The organism is Paraburkholderia franconis (assembly GCF_009362735.1).
GTDB classification, from domain to species: domain Bacteria; phylum Pseudomonadota; class Gammaproteobacteria; order Burkholderiales; family Burkholderiaceae; genus Paraburkholderia; species Paraburkholderia franconis.
Window position 1 is genome coordinate 35604 of sequence record NZ_WHNP01000057.1, and the last position, 15009, is coordinate 50612.

The 15009-nt window shown below is 61.4% G+C and carries 17 protein-coding genes and 1 pseudogene; 15 read left to right on the top strand and 3 right to left on the bottom strand.

What is annotated here, in order from left to right; all coding sequences use genetic code 11:
- Window positions 1-798 precede the first annotated feature (798 nt).
- From GCT13_RS35995 to GCT13_RS49840, 10 genes are all read left to right on the top strand, one after another.
- On the top strand, window positions 799-1779 hold the full coding sequence (locus GCT13_RS35995) for a chromate resistance protein ChrB domain-containing protein (RefSeq protein ID WP_152766519.1): 981 nt from the start codon (window positions 799-801) through the stop codon (window positions 1777-1779).
- Entirely contained in the window at window positions 1776-2960 is a 1185-nt protein-coding gene (locus GCT13_RS36000) for a chromate transporter (protein WP_321574852.1), read from the top strand. The genes GCT13_RS35995 and GCT13_RS36000 overlap by 4 nt, the downstream gene beginning before the upstream one ends.
- Before the next feature lie 172 nt (window positions 2961-3132).
- A complete protein-coding gene (locus tag GCT13_RS36005) occupies window positions 3133-3543 on the top strand; it encodes a hypothetical protein (protein WP_227747192.1) in 411 nt (136 codons plus the stop codon).
- Window positions 3544-3587: 44 nt separating this feature from the next.
- On the top strand, window positions 3588-4178 hold the full coding sequence (locus GCT13_RS36010) for a superoxide dismutase (RefSeq protein ID WP_152766523.1): 591 nt from the start codon (window positions 3588-3590) through the stop codon (window positions 4176-4178).
- Window positions 4179-4217: 39 nt separating this feature from the next.
- Window positions 4218-4538 carry a hypothetical protein gene (locus tag GCT13_RS36015; RefSeq protein WP_152766525.1) on the top strand — a complete coding sequence of 107 codons (321 nt, stop codon included), beginning with the start codon at window positions 4218-4220 and terminating at the stop codon, window positions 4536-4538.
- A gap of 41 nt (window positions 4539-4579) precedes the next feature.
- A complete protein-coding gene (locus GCT13_RS36020) occupies window positions 4580-5011 on the top strand; it encodes a chromate resistance protein ChrB domain-containing protein (protein WP_152766527.1) in 432 nt (143 codons plus the stop codon).
- On the top strand, window positions 4998-6254 hold the full coding sequence (locus tag GCT13_RS36025) for an MFS transporter (RefSeq protein ID WP_407670912.1): 1257 nt from the start codon (window positions 4998-5000) through the stop codon (window positions 6252-6254). The genes GCT13_RS36020 and GCT13_RS36025 overlap by 14 nt, the downstream gene beginning before the upstream one ends.
- A gap of 117 nt (window positions 6255-6371) precedes the next feature.
- Window positions 6372-7295 (top strand): DUF1259 domain-containing protein, encoded by a 924-nt coding sequence (locus GCT13_RS36030; RefSeq protein WP_152766530.1) that lies wholly within the window; start codon window positions 6372-6374, stop codon window positions 7293-7295.
- A 78-nt stretch (window positions 7296-7373) separates the two neighbouring features.
- Complete coding sequence (locus tag GCT13_RS36035) at window positions 7374-8420, top strand: YncE family protein (RefSeq protein ID WP_152766532.1); 1047 nt, start codon at window positions 7374-7376, stop codon at window positions 8418-8420.
- Between the two features lie 200 nt (window positions 8421-8620).
- The gene (locus GCT13_RS49840) at window positions 8621-8878 is read left to right on the top strand and encodes a COG4315 family predicted lipoprotein (RefSeq protein WP_227747193.1); all 258 of its coding nucleotides are present in this window, start codon (window positions 8621-8623) and stop codon (window positions 8876-8878) included.
- Window positions 8879-8949: 71 nt separating this feature from the next.
- Here GCT13_RS49840 and GCT13_RS36045 read toward each other — a convergent pair whose 3' ends face one another.
- Window positions 8950-9924 carry an IS5 family transposase gene (locus GCT13_RS36045; RefSeq protein ID WP_152766534.1) on the bottom strand — a complete coding sequence of 325 codons (975 nt, stop codon included), beginning with the start codon at window positions 9922-9924 and terminating at the stop codon, window positions 8950-8952.
- Between the two features lie 155 nt (window positions 9925-10079).
- Between GCT13_RS36045 and GCT13_RS36050 the strand changes: the two genes are divergently transcribed.
- Together GCT13_RS36050 and GCT13_RS36055 are read left to right on the top strand one after the other, a co-directional pair.
- Window positions 10080-11228: a DUF3182 family protein gene (locus GCT13_RS36050; protein ID WP_152766536.1), complete on the top strand. Its 1149-nt coding sequence runs from the start codon at window positions 10080-10082 to the stop codon at window positions 11226-11228.
- Complete coding sequence (locus GCT13_RS36055; protein ID WP_152766538.1) at window positions 11225-12001, top strand: alpha/beta hydrolase family protein; 777 nt, start codon at window positions 11225-11227, stop codon at window positions 11999-12001. Before GCT13_RS36050 ends, GCT13_RS36055 begins: the two co-directional genes overlap by 4 nt.
- Window positions 12002-12911: 910 nt before the next feature.
- Here the strand turns inward: GCT13_RS36055 and GCT13_RS36065 are convergent.
- Together GCT13_RS36065 and GCT13_RS36070 are read right to left on the bottom strand one after the other, a co-directional pair.
- Window positions 12912-13370 (bottom strand): YaiI/YqxD family protein, encoded by a 459-nt coding sequence (locus GCT13_RS36065; RefSeq protein WP_152766540.1) that lies wholly within the window; start codon window positions 13368-13370, stop codon window positions 12912-12914.
- 268 nt (window positions 13371-13638) lie between these two features.
- A pseudogene (locus GCT13_RS36070) lies at window positions 13639-13911 on the bottom strand (transposase); the annotation flags it as partial.
- A 205-nt stretch (window positions 13912-14116) separates the two neighbouring features.
- Here GCT13_RS36070 and GCT13_RS48690 point away from each other — a divergent pair.
- The 3 genes from GCT13_RS48690 to GCT13_RS36080 all read left to right on the top strand — a co-directional run bounded on the left by GCT13_RS48690 (window position 14117) and on the right by GCT13_RS36080 (window position 14764).
- Window positions 14117-14293, top strand: a complete 177-nt coding sequence (locus GCT13_RS48690) for a hypothetical protein (RefSeq protein ID WP_193727843.1) — start codon at window positions 14117-14119, stop codon at window positions 14291-14293.
- Window positions 14294-14381: 88 nt separating this feature from the next.
- Window positions 14382-14561: a hypothetical protein gene (locus GCT13_RS36075; RefSeq protein WP_152766542.1), complete on the top strand. Its 180-nt coding sequence runs from the start codon at window positions 14382-14384 to the stop codon at window positions 14559-14561.
- Between the two features lie 17 nt (window positions 14562-14578).
- Window positions 14579-14764, top strand: a complete 186-nt coding sequence (locus tag GCT13_RS36080) for a hypothetical protein (RefSeq protein ID WP_152766544.1) — start codon at window positions 14579-14581, stop codon at window positions 14762-14764.
- The last annotated feature ends 245 nt before the right edge of the window (window positions 14765-15009 follow it).

Below are 15009 nucleotides of genomic sequence, written 5' to 3' on the forward strand. Positions count from 1 at the left end.
GCCAGGAAATGACGCGTGCACGAACTGACTGCGGCCAGTTCGGTGTAAATCCGTCTCTGTTGTTCGACTGCCTGCTGAGCCTCGTTCGGCCATTTGTTGCCGTTCGCGCAACACAGGAAGCCGTCATCCCAATGGCCGGTTTACTCCAGGGAACGGTCGTTGCCGGCGCGTCGTTCCGAATGACGGCAACGGTTTGAGTCGGTCCGGCATCTGAGACGGTCGGCGAACACCTCACCGCGCACTAGCGGCCTGCTGCGGATTTGCCGGGACGGCAATCCCGGCAGTCTCATCAATTCGGTCTTTCCAGTCTCACGAACTCGGCTCCAGTCTCACGAGTTCCGTTTCCCTGCAATGCTGACCGGTCTGCCATAGCTGTTCACGCGGGAGTGCCACGATATGCGATACCGAAGAGGCGTGACGGGGGCGCTTGTTGCGATCACGATTATGGCCGTCGGATGTCTTCTGGCGCTGCACTACGTCGCCTGGATCAACGCTGACTGACGCTGCGCGCCGATTTGCGCGTCGTGCGGCGTGTCACCGGGACCACCATCCCATAGGGCTCGCCGGTTTGCGAGCCCATCTTCTGTCGCGGCCGGCGGCCGACACCCGGCAACTCGACATCTCAAACTCGCTTTCCCGCAGACATCGCCCCCAATCCACATGGACGGCTCGCAGCGTCCGGTTGATCGCGCCGCTGCGTGTCCGATCGTCGGGTCCACATGCGCTCGACCGGCATAGCCGGAAGCAGCCAGGAAAGCATGCTTGTAGATATTGTTACTGTTGTGTATCTTTATCTACATGGAATCGCTCACAACCTGGTCATTGCTTGTCCTTACGCTGCCGACGGAAAACGCCACCGCCCGCATGCGTTTCTGGCGCGCGCTGAAAGCGAAGGGGTGCGCGGTGCTGCGCGACGGTATCTATCTGCTGCCCCACACAGAAGAGCGCGAGCAGATGCTGCGCGAACTGGCGGGCGCGATCGCCGAAAGTGGCGGCACGGCGCATCTGCTGCGTGCGCCGAGCCTTGACGCCGCGCAGGAAGCGGAATTCCGGGCGCTGTTCGACCGCAGTGACTACCATGCGGAGTTCATGCGCGCGCTGAAGGACGCACGCAAGACGGTGTCGGGCCAGTCGGCGACGGAGCTGACCAAGCTGCTCCGGCGTCTGCGCAAGGACTACGAAGCCATCGTCGCGATTGATTATTTTCCGGGTGACGCCGCGACACGCGCCGAAGCTGCATGGCAGGACTTCATCGGTCTGGTTGACACCGTGCTGTCGCCGGGTGAACCCCATTCCGCCGAGCGACCGATCCGGCGCCTGTCGGTCAGCGACTATCAGGGGCGCACCTGGGCCACGCGGCAACACATGTGGGTCGACCGCGTTGCGAGCGCCTGGCTGATCCGGCGCTTCATCGATCGCGATGCGCAGTTCATCTGGCTCACATCGCCCGGCGCCTGCCCGGCCAACGCGCTCGGCTTCGACTTCGACGGCGCGGCGTTCACCCATGTCGGCGAACGCGTGACGTTCGAGGTACTGGTCGTCAGCTTCGGTCTCGAGAAAGACCCCGCGCTGCTTCGGCTCGGCGAGATGGTCCATGCGCTCGACGTTGGCGGCGCACCCGTTCCCGAGGCCATCGGCTTCGAAGCCGTGATGGCCGGGGCAAGGGAGCGCGCGGCAGACGACGACCAGTTGCTCGACGAAATGAGCGGGGTGCTCGATTCCCTCTACACGCATTTCGTTTCTACGACAAAAAGCAAGGACGAGAGGAAGCGTTCGTGAATACGACGACAGCAACGGCGCCGGGCTACACGCTTGGCCAGATGATCCTTTACATGCTTCGGCTCGGCACGTTCGGATTTGGCGGGCCTGTGGCGCTTGTGGGCTACATGCATCGCGATCTCGTCGAGCAGCGCAAATGGATCAGCGAGTCGGACTACCGCGAAGGCCTCGCGCTCGCGCAGATGATGCCGGGGCCGCTGGCCGCACAGCTTGGCATCTATCTGGGTCACGTGCACTACCACATCGTCGGCGCAACGCTCGCCGGTATTGCCTTCGTGCTGCCGTCATTCCTGATGGTGGTAGGCCTGGGCTGGGCGTACGCGCATTTTGGCGGCCTGTCGTGGATGCAGGCAGCCTTCTATGGGGTGGGTGCCGCAGTCGTCGGGATCATCGCGATGAGCGCGTACAAGCTCACGACGAAGACGATCGGCAAGAACAGGCTCCTGTGGGCGATTTACCTGACACTCGCGGCGGTGACGGTCATCACCGAGTCGGAGATCGCGTGGCTGTTCATCGCGGGCGGCCTCATCAACTGGTTCGTTGTGGCGCCGCCGAAATGGTTGAGCAAGGGCGGACTGAATGCGGCAGCAGCCGCGCAGCTGCCGGCCGCGAGCGGCGTGCTCAGTGGCCTTGACTGGCCGCTGCTCGGCCAGATCGGCTTGTTCTTTACGAAGGCCGGCGCTTTCGTATTCGGCTCGGGACTCGCAATCGTGCCATTCCTTTACGGTGGGGTGGTCACCGAGCAACACTGGCTCAATGACAAACAGTTCGTCGATGCTGTGGCCGTCGCGATGATTACGCCGGGGCCGGTCGTGATCACCGTTGGTTTCATCGGATACCTGGTTGCGGGGTTCGCCGGCGCGTGTGTGGCCGCACTCGGCACCTTCCTGCCCTGCTATCTGTTCACGGTGCTGCCGGCGCCGTACTTCAGGAAGTACGGCAAGCTGCCCGCCGTCAAGGCCTTTGTCGACGGGATCACCGCGGCCGCCGTCGGTGCTATCACGGGCTCCGTGATCGTGATCGCGCGCCGTTCGATTGTTGACTGGCCCACCGTTCTCCTGGCGCTTGCGACGATCTTGCTGCTGTGGCGCTTCAGGAAGCTCCAGGAGCCCGTCATTGTGGTCGCCGCGGCGCTTATCGGGCTCGCTGTTTATCCGCTCATCCACGCACATGGTGGATGAAAGGCAGTGCGGAAGAATCCGGTCGGTCACCAGTCGCCGCCGGGGTGCCGGGACACTGACCACGTCAAGGAGGTACGCAACCATGCGGCTACTGAGCAGATCGAGCGTGCTTGCCACGGTCAGGACAGGCGGGCCTCAATGGATTGTACCGACTCGTCTGGCGATCGGCGCCATGCTGCTCGCCCCGGTCGATGGCGCGTTTCCGGATCTGTTGTGGTTCTCGCATCCCGGGTCACCCGTAGTGCCGGACAGTCCGGTTACCGCTGGACTCGCCCTTCGTGCGGTAGAGGTTCTGGCAGGGGTGAGCTTCGTCGCGGGCGCAGGCATCCGGCTCACGATCTGCCCGGCAGCGGCAATCTTCGTTGTGCGGACGCTCGCCAATCTCGCAGGTTCCTTCGCCTGGTTGGGAGACACAGTCCACGCAGTGATCGTCCCCCACGGTGATTGGGGGTACGGCGCCCTGTATCTTGGCGCCGCGCTGCTACTCGGTGATCTCCTGATGACGGGTAGTGGCAGATGGTCGATCGATTACTGGCTCTGCGAAAAGCTCAGGCCGGTGACGGATCGGGTTCCCGGACGTTGAGGCAACGATACATCGTTCGTTGTCCGCAGCAACAGGAGTCATCCATGAACTTCGAGATCAAACCCCTTGCCTGTGACCCTTCGCGGCTTGCCGGTCTGTCGGAAAAACTGATCACCAGTCACTACGAGAACAACTACGCGGGCGCCGTCAAGCGCCTGAACGCCATTACCGTGCAGCTTGCGGAAATCGACGTGAGCACCGCACCCGTTTTCGTGCTCAACGGACTCAAGCGCGAGGAACTGGTCGCGGCCAATTCGATGATCCTGCATGAGATCTACTTCGAGTCACTGGGCGCGAGCGAAGCTGTGAGCGGAGCGCTTGAAACGGCGCTCGTGCGGGATTTTGGCAGCGTTGAGCGCTGGCATGCTGAATTCTCCGCCATGGGCAAGGCGCTTGGTGGCGGCTCGGGATGGGTGCTGCTGAGCTGGTCGCCCCGACTCGGCAAGCTGCTCAACCAGTGGGCGTCTGATCACGCGCATACGCTCGCCGACGGCCTGCCCATTCTGACGCTCGACATGTACGAGCATTCGTATCACATCGACTTCGGCGCAAAGGCTGGCGCCTATGTTGACGCGTTCATGCAGAACGTGAACTGGCAGAAGGTCAAGACGCGATTCGAGTCGCTGATCATCTGAGCGTCCGGATGGCGATTTCCCGACACGAAGAGGGAGGACATGATGTTGATTCCCAACGGGCGATATGCGATCGCCAGTCTGATTCTCACGTGCGTGCTTGCGACAACCGGCTGCAAGCAGCGGCCTACCGAAAAAGCGGGCGGCCAGACCATTGAGCTCTCACAGGTGCCGGCCCCTGTCAAAGCCACCATTGAACAGCAGGCACAGGGTCGCCCGGTAAGTGAAATCGAAAAGCACACGGCCCGGGGCACGACCCAATATAACGTCACCCTGGGCTCCGGCGACCAGAAGCAGGAACTGATTCTCGACGAAACCGGGAAGGTCGTCGGGACGGGTGGCGACGAGGAAGACGACGACTGATCAGGCGTTTTGTAAAGCTGTATTCAAGAAGGAGCAGCGTCATGAAATGGATTACGCGCGAACGTCCCAAGGTCGACCGTATCGCCTGCCCGTGGCTGATTGCCCGTTTCATCGACAAGGCGCCCGAGTTCCTGTACGTGCCTCGCGACGAGGTCATGCGTGTCGCGAAGGAAACAGGAGCCATTCCCTTCGATGTGCCGGACGTTGAACTCGGTCACCACGGCGAACGCTGCAGCTTCGATGCCTTCCTGCAGAAATATCAACTGGACGAGCCCGCGCTGGTCAGGCTTGCCCGCATCGTGCGAGGTGCCGACACCAGCCGGCTCGATCTGGTCCCTGAGGCGGCCGGGCTCTATGCAGTTTCGGTTGGCCTGTCACGCAACTTCACCGACGACCATGAGCAGTTGCGACAGGGCATGATCGTCTACGACGCGCTGTATGCCTGGTGCAAGAGCAGCAATGAACACACGTGAGGAAGGTCGCACCGTTTCGCTGGCAGCCCGAATGTCAAGGCTGGTGTTGCCAGCGGGAGCCGACCGTGCAGCGCGGCTGCTGCTCGCAAGCCGTGGACTGCGAGGCTTCTGTGACGGGTTCATCGCGGTACTGTTACCCGCCTATCTGCTTGCGCTCGGGTTCGCCAAGGTCGACGTCGGCCTGATCAGCACCGCGACACTGGCCGGCTCCGCCGTGTCCACGATCGCGGTCGGTGTGCTTGCCAATCGCTTTGCGGCACGCCGGATGTTTATGTTTGCCGCTGTATTGATGGCCGCGACGGGCCTGGGCTTTGCGGGCCTATCGTCCCTACTGCCCCTGCTCATTGTCGCCTTTGTCGGCACGCTCAACCCGAGTTCAGGCGACGTCAGTCTTTTTCTTCCCCTCGAACAATCGCGGCTTGCCGGAATGGCGACGGGCGACGCACGGACGGCGCTATTTGCCCGCTACAGCCTGATCGGTGCCGTTTCGGCAGCGCTCGGTTCGCTCGCAGCGGGCGTGCCCGCATGGCTGGTGGCACATGCACACATGGCGGAACTTACGGCCATGCGCGCGATGTTCATCGCGTATGCGGCGACGGGCGGTGCGATCTGGTTGCTCTATCGTCGCCTGCCGCCTTCTGGCGCACAGACTTCCGGCCCGAGCGCACCGCTCGGTGAGTCACGACGCATCGTGACGCGTCTCGCGTTGCTGTTCAGCATCGATGCGTTTGCCGGCGGCCTGGTCCTCAATGCCTTGATGTCGCTCTGGCTCATGCAACGCTTCGGCCTGTCAGTCGGTGCGACGGGCCAGTTCTTTTTCTGGGCGGGGCTGCTTACCGCACTCTCCCAACTCGCGGCACCGCCCCTGGCCGGCAAGATCGGGTTGCTGAACACAATGGTGTTCACGCATATCCCCGCAAGCCTGTGCCTGATCGCCGCTGCCTTTGCCGCTTCGTTGCCGGTGACGCTGGCGCTGCTGCTCGCGCGCAGCGCATTGTCCCAGATGGACGTTCCTACGCGCACCGCCTACGTGATGGCCGTCGTCACGCCGGCTGAGCGGCCCGCCGCTGCGAGCTTCACTTCGGTGCCGCGAAGCCTCGCTGCCTCACTCGCACCATCTCTGGCAGGCGGCCTGATCGGCATCGGGTGGCTCGGCGCACCGCTTGTCGCCTGCGGCGCCCTCAAGATCGCCTATGACCTGTCGCTGCTTTTCCTCTTCCGTCACGTCAAGCCGGATCGCTGAGCGCGATTACCGGAATCAAACCCACGCAGGCGTGAGGAGACCAGCCAGAGCGCAGTTTTTCGAAGATCACAAAAATTGCTGCGTACTTCATGCACCCTGTCCAAGGAGGAATTTGTGATGTCATCGTTAAGTCGCCTCTCGCACGCATTGATCATTGCCGCCAGTGTTTGTGCGTTCGCCAGCCCAGCCAATGCGCAGCAGCCTGCGTCAATGGATACGGCTCGCATTGAACAGATCACCGGCCTGAAAGGCACTTTTTCCAAACAGGAGGGCGTGTTCAAGGTCTCGAAACCGCGCAACGACGTGAAGGTGCAGGTAGACGGCTCGACCATGCCACCGTTCATGGGTCTCACGTCCTATGCAGCATTCCAGCCTGCCCACGGATCGCAGGTCATGATGATGGGCGACACCGTGGTGTTTGAAGATGAGGTCAATCCGGCCATGAGTGCAGCGCTTGACGCCGGACTGGAAGTGACCGCGCTCCACAACCATTTCTTCTTCGATCAGCCCAAGGTGTATTTCATGCATATCGGCGGGACCGGCGATGCCGCAACGCTCGCGGAGGGCGTCAAGAAGGTTTACGACAGGATCGCTGAAGTCCGGGCGGCCCACGCCGATCCTGAAAATGCCTTCCCCGGCCACATTGGGGATTCGAGCAACATCAGCCCCGCGCCACTGGAAGCGGTGTTCGGCTCGAAGGGTCAGACGAACAACGGCATGTTCAAGGTGGTCGTCGGGAGGACCGCCAGCATGCACGGCGTCACCGTCGGCAACGAGATGGGCGTGAACACGTGGGCCGCATTCGCCGGCACTGACGATGAAGCGGTCGTCGATGGCGATTTCGCGATGCGTGAAGGCGAGCTACAGGCAGTACTCAAAAGCATGCGCGCATCGGGGATCAATATCGTGGCCATCCATCAACATATGACGGGTGAGTCGCCCCGCATCCTGTTCCTGCACTACTGGGGCAAGGGTAAGGCTGTTGACCTGGCCAGGGGTGTCAAGGCGGCCCTGAACGCGCAGGCCGCGATCACGCGGTAATGCTGCGCGGCTTTTTATGCGCGACGCCGCCGCAGCCGCCATGTGTGTAGCGGTGGCAGTCGTGCCGCAGGAGGTTTCATGAAAACCTTGCAACACTGGCGTTTGCGCCGGGCGGTCCTGCTGTACCTCGTCCTCCTCGGTCTGTGTACAGCCGTAGGCGTTCTGGTGCATATGGTTCCACCCGCTGCCGGGCAGGAGCGGGTCAACAATCTCCCACTGACGCACGTCGCTGATATTCCGCTGCCGGGTCGCGCCACCCGGCTTGACTACGAAAGCTACGATCCCGATCGCCGTCTGCTTTTTATCGCCCACCTCGGCGACGGGGAGGTGATTGTCGTTGATGTGGATGCTTCGCGCGTAGTCGCACGCATTCCTGATGTCTCATCGGTGCATGGCGTGCTCGCCATTCCCGGGATGTCACGCGTCTATGCGTCGGCGACGGGAACGGACGAGATCGTGGCCATCGATGAAGCAACACTCAGGATCGTCGCCCGCATGCCTGGCGGACACTACCCGGACGGCATGGCTTACGCGCCCGAGGTGCACAAGCTCTATGCATCAGACGAGACCGGTAGCACCGAGACGGTCATTGACGTCCGGACCAACCAGCGCGTCGCGACCATTCCGCTTGGTGGCGAGGTTGGCAACACGCAATACGATCCGCAATCGCATCACATTTTCGTCAATGTCCAGACGCGCAACGAACTCGTTGAAATCGACCCGACGGTCGACAGGATCGTTGCCCGCTTTGCCCTCCCAGGGGGCGATCACAACCATGGACTGTTGATTGATTCGCCGGACAGGCTTGCGTTTGTCGCCTGTCAGGGCAACGACAAGCTGCTCGTGTTCGATATGGCAGCACGGCGCGTCGTCCGGTCGTTCGACATCGGCAAGGACCCGGACGTGCTCGCGTTTGATCCGGCACCGGGCAGGCTCTATGTGGCCGGGGAAGCGGGCGTTGTTTCGGTCTTCAGTGTCAAAGGCTCGAACGTAAACAAAATCGGCGAGGGCCGGCTCGGGCCAAACGCGCATGTGGTCGCTGTCGACCCCGCGACACACCGCTCCTATTTCCCGCTGAAGAACGTTGACGGACGTCCGGTGCTGCGCGTCATGGCGCCCGGCTGATGTCTTTTTTCATAGCTGCGAAATACAGTCTGACTCTGTGTCAGTTCATGAGGTTGGATATGAAAGCGCTCACACTCCTCTTGATGCTCGCGGAACTCCTCGCGGCCACCCCAGCCCTGGCCGCTGCCCCCCACGCAAATGACGGCATTTCGACGAACATGGTATGACCTTGTACGTATTCGACGGAAAGGGAATGCCCGATGCGAAATCGTGTGAAGGCGACTGCGAGAGAAACTTTCCACCTGCGCTGGCGGGCCCTGGCGACAGGCCACTCTGGTACCCTGACCTTGGTGCCGGCGGCCAATGGTGGATCGCAGTGGGCCTTCCAGGGCAAGCGGTTATATCGTGGCCTGATGGACAAAAAGCCCGGTGATCGTAGGGGCGATGGTCTTAAGGCTACGCTGATCAAGTCACTCAATTCCAGTTTGACCAGTACTTCAATGGTTATTTCGCCGTGAAAGCGAATTTCGTTCTGTACTTTGAGCCCTTGCAGGCTCTACATGCGGGCTATTTACCCGCGTTTCGCCCATTACAGGCGCAACTGTGCCATCAAGCGCCTGCGCGCCAGGTAAACGTTGGCCAGCGCCAGCGCTACGAAAGCCCGGTTGGCGTTCTTCGCGAGTCCGCGATAGCGCACCTTTGTATAGCCCCACAACCGCTTCACGACGGCAAACATGTGCTCGACCCGAGCCCGGATCTTCGACTTGTTGCGATTTTTGCCACGCGCCACCTCATCGACGTGGCCCGCACGGCGGGTTCGCTGGTTGGTGAAATCTCGTGCCCTGGGCGCCTTGCTGTGAATCAATGCCTTCTGGCTGGCATAGGCGCTATCGCCATAGACGCGTTGCTCCTGACCATGCAGCAACTGCGGCAGCGGATGCTTGTCGTGCACGTTCGCCGCCGTAACCACCGCACTGTGGACCAGGCCGCTCTGACTATCAACTCCGACGTGCAACTTCATGCCGAAATGCCACTGTTTGCCCTTACGTGTCTGGTGCATTTCAGGGTCCCGAGCCTTCTGCTCATTCTTCGTCGAGCTTGGCGCCGAGATCAACGTTGCGTCCACGATGGTGCCGCTGTTGAGCTTCATCCCGCTGGCCTGCAGTACCCGGCCAACTTCCGCGAACAGCTTTTCGCCCAGTTTGTTCTCCTCGAGCAGGCGTCGGAATTTGAGCAGGGTCGTCGCGTCGGGCACGGCTTCGCAACCCAGATCAATGCCCACAAAGCGACGCAGGCTCGTACTGTCATACAACGCTTCTTCGCAGGCAAAGTCCGCAAGGTTGAACCAGTGCTGGATGAAATGAATCCGCAACATGCGCTCCAGGCCAATCGGCGGACGCCCATTGCCGCGTTTCGGATAACACGGCTCGACCACCGCGCACAATTCGACCCACGGCACAATCGCGTTCATCGTGTCGAGAAACTCGTCGCGCCGCGTACGTTTGCGTCGCGTCTCAAATCCCGCACCCTGATCTGCTGCCATCGCGAGCGTTTGCTGCTTCATCGTTTCTTGCTTTTCCCGTTGCACGTGCGCTCTATAACGCTTGAAGCACGCGAATGGTGGACTTAATCAGCGTAGCCTTAACGAAGTCTGGCACAGCGTGCCGGTGCGATAACGCCCTGGATGAGACTATTACGCCACGGCGCGGGGAGGACAACATGAAGGTGCGTTTATCGCCGGCGAAGCCAGCGCTGCCCGTTGTCCTCGTCTATCGTGGGCAACGCAAGACTCATCAGACCGGCCACGAGGTCGATACGCTCCGGGCGCTCGCGAGGCAGATCGCCGAACTTAAGGGCACGACGCTTGCGGGCGAGTTCAATGAGAGCGATGCATATCCCGCGCATCGCTACCTTGTCCCCGACGACACGCTGACGCTGACGCAAGCGCGCAAGCTCGGGGTACGATCCGTGCGCGATCTGTTCGGCGGCGTCGTGCCGTTTCCGTTCGTCGCGACGAAGGTGATCGCACACGCGCTGCCCGACGACGCGCGGGCTTCGGCGCCTGGCTGGTCGCGCGTCTTCGGCGAGCACACCGCTTCGCTGGTGTTGCCGGGCTATTCCGCGTTTTCGCGCGAAGATGCCTGCAACGCGGCGCACAGGCTCTGGACGCAGGGCCGTGTGCGGATCAAGCGCCCTTATGGGATCGGCGGAGCGGGACAGGCACTGGTCGCCGATATGGATGAACTGGAAGCGGAACTCGACGCGCTCGGCGACGACGCGCTGGCAGCGGAAGGCATCGTCGTGGAACGGCATCTGGACAGCATTGAAACCCTGAGCGTCGGCCAGGTGACGCTCGACGATCTGGTAGCGAGTTACTATGGTGTGCAGCATCTGACCGTCAACAATCATGGCCATCACGTATATGGCGGCACGGACCTGGTTGTCGTGCATGGTGGCTTCGATATGCTTGCGCAGCTCGACGTCACGAGCGATATCCGTGAGGCGATCACCAAGGCGCGTGCATTCGATGCCGCCGTGCAAAACGACTACGCCGGCTTTTTCGCATCGAGACGCAACTATGACGTCGCCTGGGGCATCGATGCGCAGGGCGTGCGCCATTGCGGCGTGCTCGAGCAGTCGTGGCGGGTCGGCGGCGCAACGGGCGCCGAGCTTGGCGCGTTACGCATGTTCAGGGCGGACCCTCAGGTATATGCCGTGCGCGCCTCGACACGTGAGCTTTACGGAGATGACGTGCAGGTGCCCGACGGTGCCTGCGTCATCTATCGGGGCGTCGATGCGCAGGCGGGCGCCATCACGAAGTACTACACGGTGGATCGCCATACCTTGCAACGGAGCAGCGGCATATGACAGCTGAGCGTTATGGAGTGCAGATCAAGGTCGAGAACGGCTACCTCGACGGGACCCTGCTCGCACCGAAGACAACGGTGCCGGGTGTTCTGTTCGTGCACGGCTGGGGCGGCAATCAGGGGCAGTATCTCGAGCGCGCCCGGCAGACGGCGGCATTCGGCTGCGTCTGCCTGACCTTCGATCTGACGGGACACGGGCGCACGCTGGACGAACAGCAAAACGTCACGCGGGAAACCAATCTGCAGGACCTGCTTGCCGCCTACGATGTGCTCGTTGAACATCCGTTGATCGACCGCGATGCGGTTGCCGTGATCGGCAGCAGCTATGGCGGCTATCTCGCTGCGATCCTGACGGAACTGCGCCCCGTGCGCTGGCTGGGTCTGCGCGTACCGGCGCTCTACCTCGACGAAGGATGGAACATGCCGAAGCGCGCCCTGCACGTCGAACATGATCTCGTCACATATCGCAAACGCATCGTGCCATCGTCGGACAATCGCGCGCTGCGCGCGGCAGCCCGTTTTGGCGGCGATGTGCTGCTGGTCGAATCGGAGCATGACGAGATCGTGCCGCACACCGTGATCGCCAGCTATCTGCAGGCCTTTTTGCAGGCGCATTCGCTCACGTACCGGATCATCGAAGGCGCCGATCACGGGCTATCAGACGATCCCAGCCAGCGAGCGTATACCGCGCTTGTCGTGAACTGGCTGGTGGAGATGGTCGCGGGCCGGCGCGCAGGGGTCCGGGGAGCCGCGCCGGATCAGACAAGGACGTAGAAGCCCTCGAGCGCCCGGGAGAGCGGAGGTTCGAACGCCAGTTCAGACGTAGAACTTTTCAAGGCTGGCCGGCGGTTGATAGTGGGAGGGACCATAGATTTAATACGTTCCACGTCTGCCAGAAGCGATGCGCGACCTGCGTCAGGTACATCTGCGGTGGAAACGAACGATAGACTGCACAGCGATCCGGGCGCCTGACGGGCATCGCGAACTGCGAGCCGTGGATTGTGCATGGTGTGCGCCATCTAGGGTCCGGCTGCAGGAAATCCATGTGTCCGCGAGGCGGCCAGCCACGCCTTGACTGTCGGATGACCGTGTGTGGCGCAGTTGTTTGCGTTGCAATCAATGTGGAGTTCGGAAGGCAAGCCTTGAGACCACGTTGCCACCCTGTCATCGACGTCCACCCAGCTGTTGTATATGCTTAGCCGCGAATAGGAGAGGATCATGACTCGAAGGGCGCGAGTGCTTTACAGGAGCGCGAACGGAGACTGTTGGTCGCTCGTCCGCGAATACGACTCCGGTCGGGTTTTCGTCCGACATGAGCCCAACCTCTCGTCAGGTGGCCGGCCATCCGACATCTCAATTGGTGACTTCCTTGTTCGAGATGGCAAAGGGTGGCAAAGGGCCGGAGCATACCGAACTTCTGCGCCTGATCGGGACATTGGTGGAGACGCAAGTCGATGAATAGTACTTACCCAAGACGAGGCGCTTTCGTGAGACGCCCGCAACGCGGCGACCACGACTAGCGCTCGAATGTCCGGGTTGCCAAGGCGGAAGCGACGTTTGAACGTTTGAACGGCTTTGTTAGGAAGCCGCCAGCGACCGTAGATGGCGCGCAAGCGAACGGCCGCAGCATAGCTAACAGACCCGGCGCAGCATTTCTTGCTCCGGCTCACGCTCGTCAAGCGACTCAACGTGGCGTGGCACGATGACGTGCGAGGAAGCGGTCCAATTGTCCCGCAAACGCTTTGCTGTCGTTTGCGGCGTAAGGTGTTGGGCCGCCCGTCTCGACGCCTGAGCTGCGCAACTGATCCATTACCTCGCGCATCGTAAGACGCTCCTGGATATTCTCACGGCTAAACCAGGTTCCGCGCGGATCGAGCACGTGAGCGCCCTTGTCGAGGGCAGCGGCGGCAAGAGGTATGTCCGCCGTAATCACAAGGTCGCCGCCCCGGACCGGGTCAACGATACGGTTATCGGCAGCATCAAAGCCCACCGGCACTTGTAGTGCCTTGATAAATCGGGAAGGTGGCGTTCGCAAATACTGATTCGCGACCAGCGTGACGTACACTTCGACACGCCGCGCTGCCCGAAACAATATCTCTTTGACGACAACTGGGCAGGCGTCTGCGTCAACCAGCAGTTGCATCGAGGTGTTTCCGATAGAGGGAGCAATCATATTACTGCTTGCATGCGTTTGAGGAGAACTCTAACTTCGCCCTGCGCATGGTTGTCGGGTCGTCAGCGCCCGCGGCTCGCTGCTGTTGAGCCGCAGTCGTTCGGCAGGAGCCGACCGAGGTCGTGTGGAAACGAGATTTTCCCGACTAAGCGCGAGATCGGCGGTCACGTCGATCGAGCTCAACGGATCGAGCTTGCACCAATCGAACGGCGCAGGGCGCGACAAGGCCCTTCCGGCCTCAGCTTGCAGCCATCTTCATAGCTCGCGTCGCTTTTGCAACGCCAGGTATGCTCACGACTCGTTTGAAGTTGTACGCCAGTACCTGAAGGCTCATCTCTGTGCTCACTCGCCGGAGTGTCCTGGTCAGGAAGTGTGCGGGTCCCATCCAGTGTTTGAGCGTACCGAAGACATGCTCGACAGTACTTCGACGGATGGTCATTGCATCAGGCTTCCGTTCGAGGCGGCGCCGCATGGCCTCCAGTACGCCTTCGTGCTCCCACCGTCGGGTGCGCGCGACGTCGCCATTTCCTGTGGGTGTTCAGTCGACGACATCGTCGCCCCTCGGTTGCTACATTGTGGAATGCATCGGGGGCACGCGCCTTCGGCGAACGCGCGTGCGACTGGTGACGACCGCGACGGCCTACAGCATCGTGCGAGTTGCCTCGATCTGAGGACGCTTGGTGGATAAAATAGGATGTCCACATGGGGAGATCATCATGCCAATAGTGCTAGTCCAGCAGTTTCATAAGGTCGATGACAAATTCCAGAAAGTGGGGGAGCCGAACGAGCTCGATGTGACCGACGACGAGCGGGATCAGCTCGAGCGCGCAGCGGAGGTCGTGTATCTGGGAAGCCTCGACGGCTATTTCGCGCGTGCCGCCGGGGAAGAGTAACCCGGCGACACTTGGGGCGCTGGCGCGCCCCGCACCGTAGACAGGCCGACGCCCCGCGTAAAACGCGCCATTCATCCGGGAAGCCACCATGCCGAAAGTGCTAGTCCAGCAGTTCTATCAGGACAATGGCGAACTTTTCGTGGAGCTAGGCGGGCCGCGGGAGGTCAACGTGACTGATGCCGAACTCGACCTGCTTGAAAGCGCCCAGGAGATCATCTTCCTGGACGACCATGGCGGGTATTTCGCCCTTGCCCCCGAAGGCGAGTAGCCAACAGGAGATCGGCGATGGTGACCTTTCTGATGACGGTCATTGCGGCGGGTGTAGGCGCATATCTCAGCACCTATCTGCGCGAAAAAGGCAAGAATCTCGCAACCAAGGTCTCGAGAACTGCAACTATTGGCCGGTTCCGTCGCAGTGATGACCCACGCGGCGTCGAATCGGTTGACGACTGCCACTGTGTAACACGGTAGCTACCCGCGCTGTAGGCCAGTCGCACTAACTTTGTCGCGTGGTCGCACAACTGTGGCGCCAGTCGCACTTACTCTGGCACCCTACGTGTGTGGCGTAGGGCGCCACGATTATTGCGACGGCGCACATTGAAAATCGAGGGTTTCGGCGTAGCTGCGCCACATGTGCCAGGGCGGGTGCGACAGAGTTCGTGCGACCCGCCTACGCTCGCGCCAAAGTTGTAGCAAATCGTCGGACGCGATGGGCC

What these genes read in the sequence shown, in the direction of transcription:
- GCT13_RS36015 (WP_152766525.1), top strand. Translation starts at nt 4,218, where the DNA reads ATGATGTTGATTCCCAACGGGCGATATGCGATCGCCAGTCTGATTCTC.
- GCT13_RS36075 (WP_152766542.1), top strand. Translation starts at nt 14,382, where the DNA reads ATGCCGAAAGTGCTAGTCCAGCAGTTCTATCAGGACAATGGCGAACTT.
- GCT13_RS36025 (WP_407670912.1), top strand. Translation starts at nt 4,998, where the DNA reads ATGAACACACGTGAGGAAGGTCGCACCGTTTCGCTGGCAGCCCGAATG.
- GCT13_RS36030 (WP_152766530.1), top strand. Translation starts at nt 6,372, where the DNA reads ATGTCATCGTTAAGTCGCCTCTCGCACGCATTGATCATTGCCGCCAGT.
- GCT13_RS36020 (WP_152766527.1), top strand. Translation starts at nt 4,580, where the DNA reads ATGAAATGGATTACGCGCGAACGTCCCAAGGTCGACCGTATCGCCTGC.
- GCT13_RS36005 (WP_227747192.1), top strand. Translation starts at nt 3,133, where the DNA reads ATGCTGCTCGCCCCGGTCGATGGCGCGTTTCCGGATCTGTTGTGGTTC.
- GCT13_RS35995 (WP_152766519.1), top strand. Translation starts at nt 799, where the DNA reads ATGGAATCGCTCACAACCTGGTCATTGCTTGTCCTTACGCTGCCGACG.
- GCT13_RS48690 (WP_193727843.1), top strand. Translation starts at nt 14,117, where the DNA reads ATGCCAATAGTGCTAGTCCAGCAGTTTCATAAGGTCGATGACAAATTC.
- GCT13_RS36065 (WP_152766540.1), bottom strand. Translation starts at nt 13,370, where the DNA reads ATGCAACTGCTGGTTGACGCAGACGCCTGCCCAGTTGTCGTCAAAGAG.
- GCT13_RS49840 (WP_227747193.1), top strand. Translation starts at nt 8,621, where the DNA reads ATGCGAAATCGTGTGAAGGCGACTGCGAGAGAAACTTTCCACCTGCGC.
- GCT13_RS36010 (WP_152766523.1), top strand. Translation starts at nt 3,588, where the DNA reads ATGAACTTCGAGATCAAACCCCTTGCCTGTGACCCTTCGCGGCTTGCC.
- GCT13_RS36045 (WP_152766534.1), bottom strand. Translation starts at nt 9,924, where the DNA reads ATGAAGCAGCAAACGCTCGCGATGGCAGCAGATCAGGGTGCGGGATTT.
- GCT13_RS36080 (WP_152766544.1), top strand. Translation starts at nt 14,579, where the DNA reads ATGGTGACCTTTCTGATGACGGTCATTGCGGCGGGTGTAGGCGCATAT.
- GCT13_RS36055 (WP_152766538.1), top strand. Translation starts at nt 11,225, where the DNA reads ATGACAGCTGAGCGTTATGGAGTGCAGATCAAGGTCGAGAACGGCTAC.
- GCT13_RS36035 (WP_152766532.1), top strand. Translation starts at nt 7,374, where the DNA reads ATGAAAACCTTGCAACACTGGCGTTTGCGCCGGGCGGTCCTGCTGTAC.
- GCT13_RS36050 (WP_152766536.1), top strand. Translation starts at nt 10,080, where the DNA reads ATGAAGGTGCGTTTATCGCCGGCGAAGCCAGCGCTGCCCGTTGTCCTC.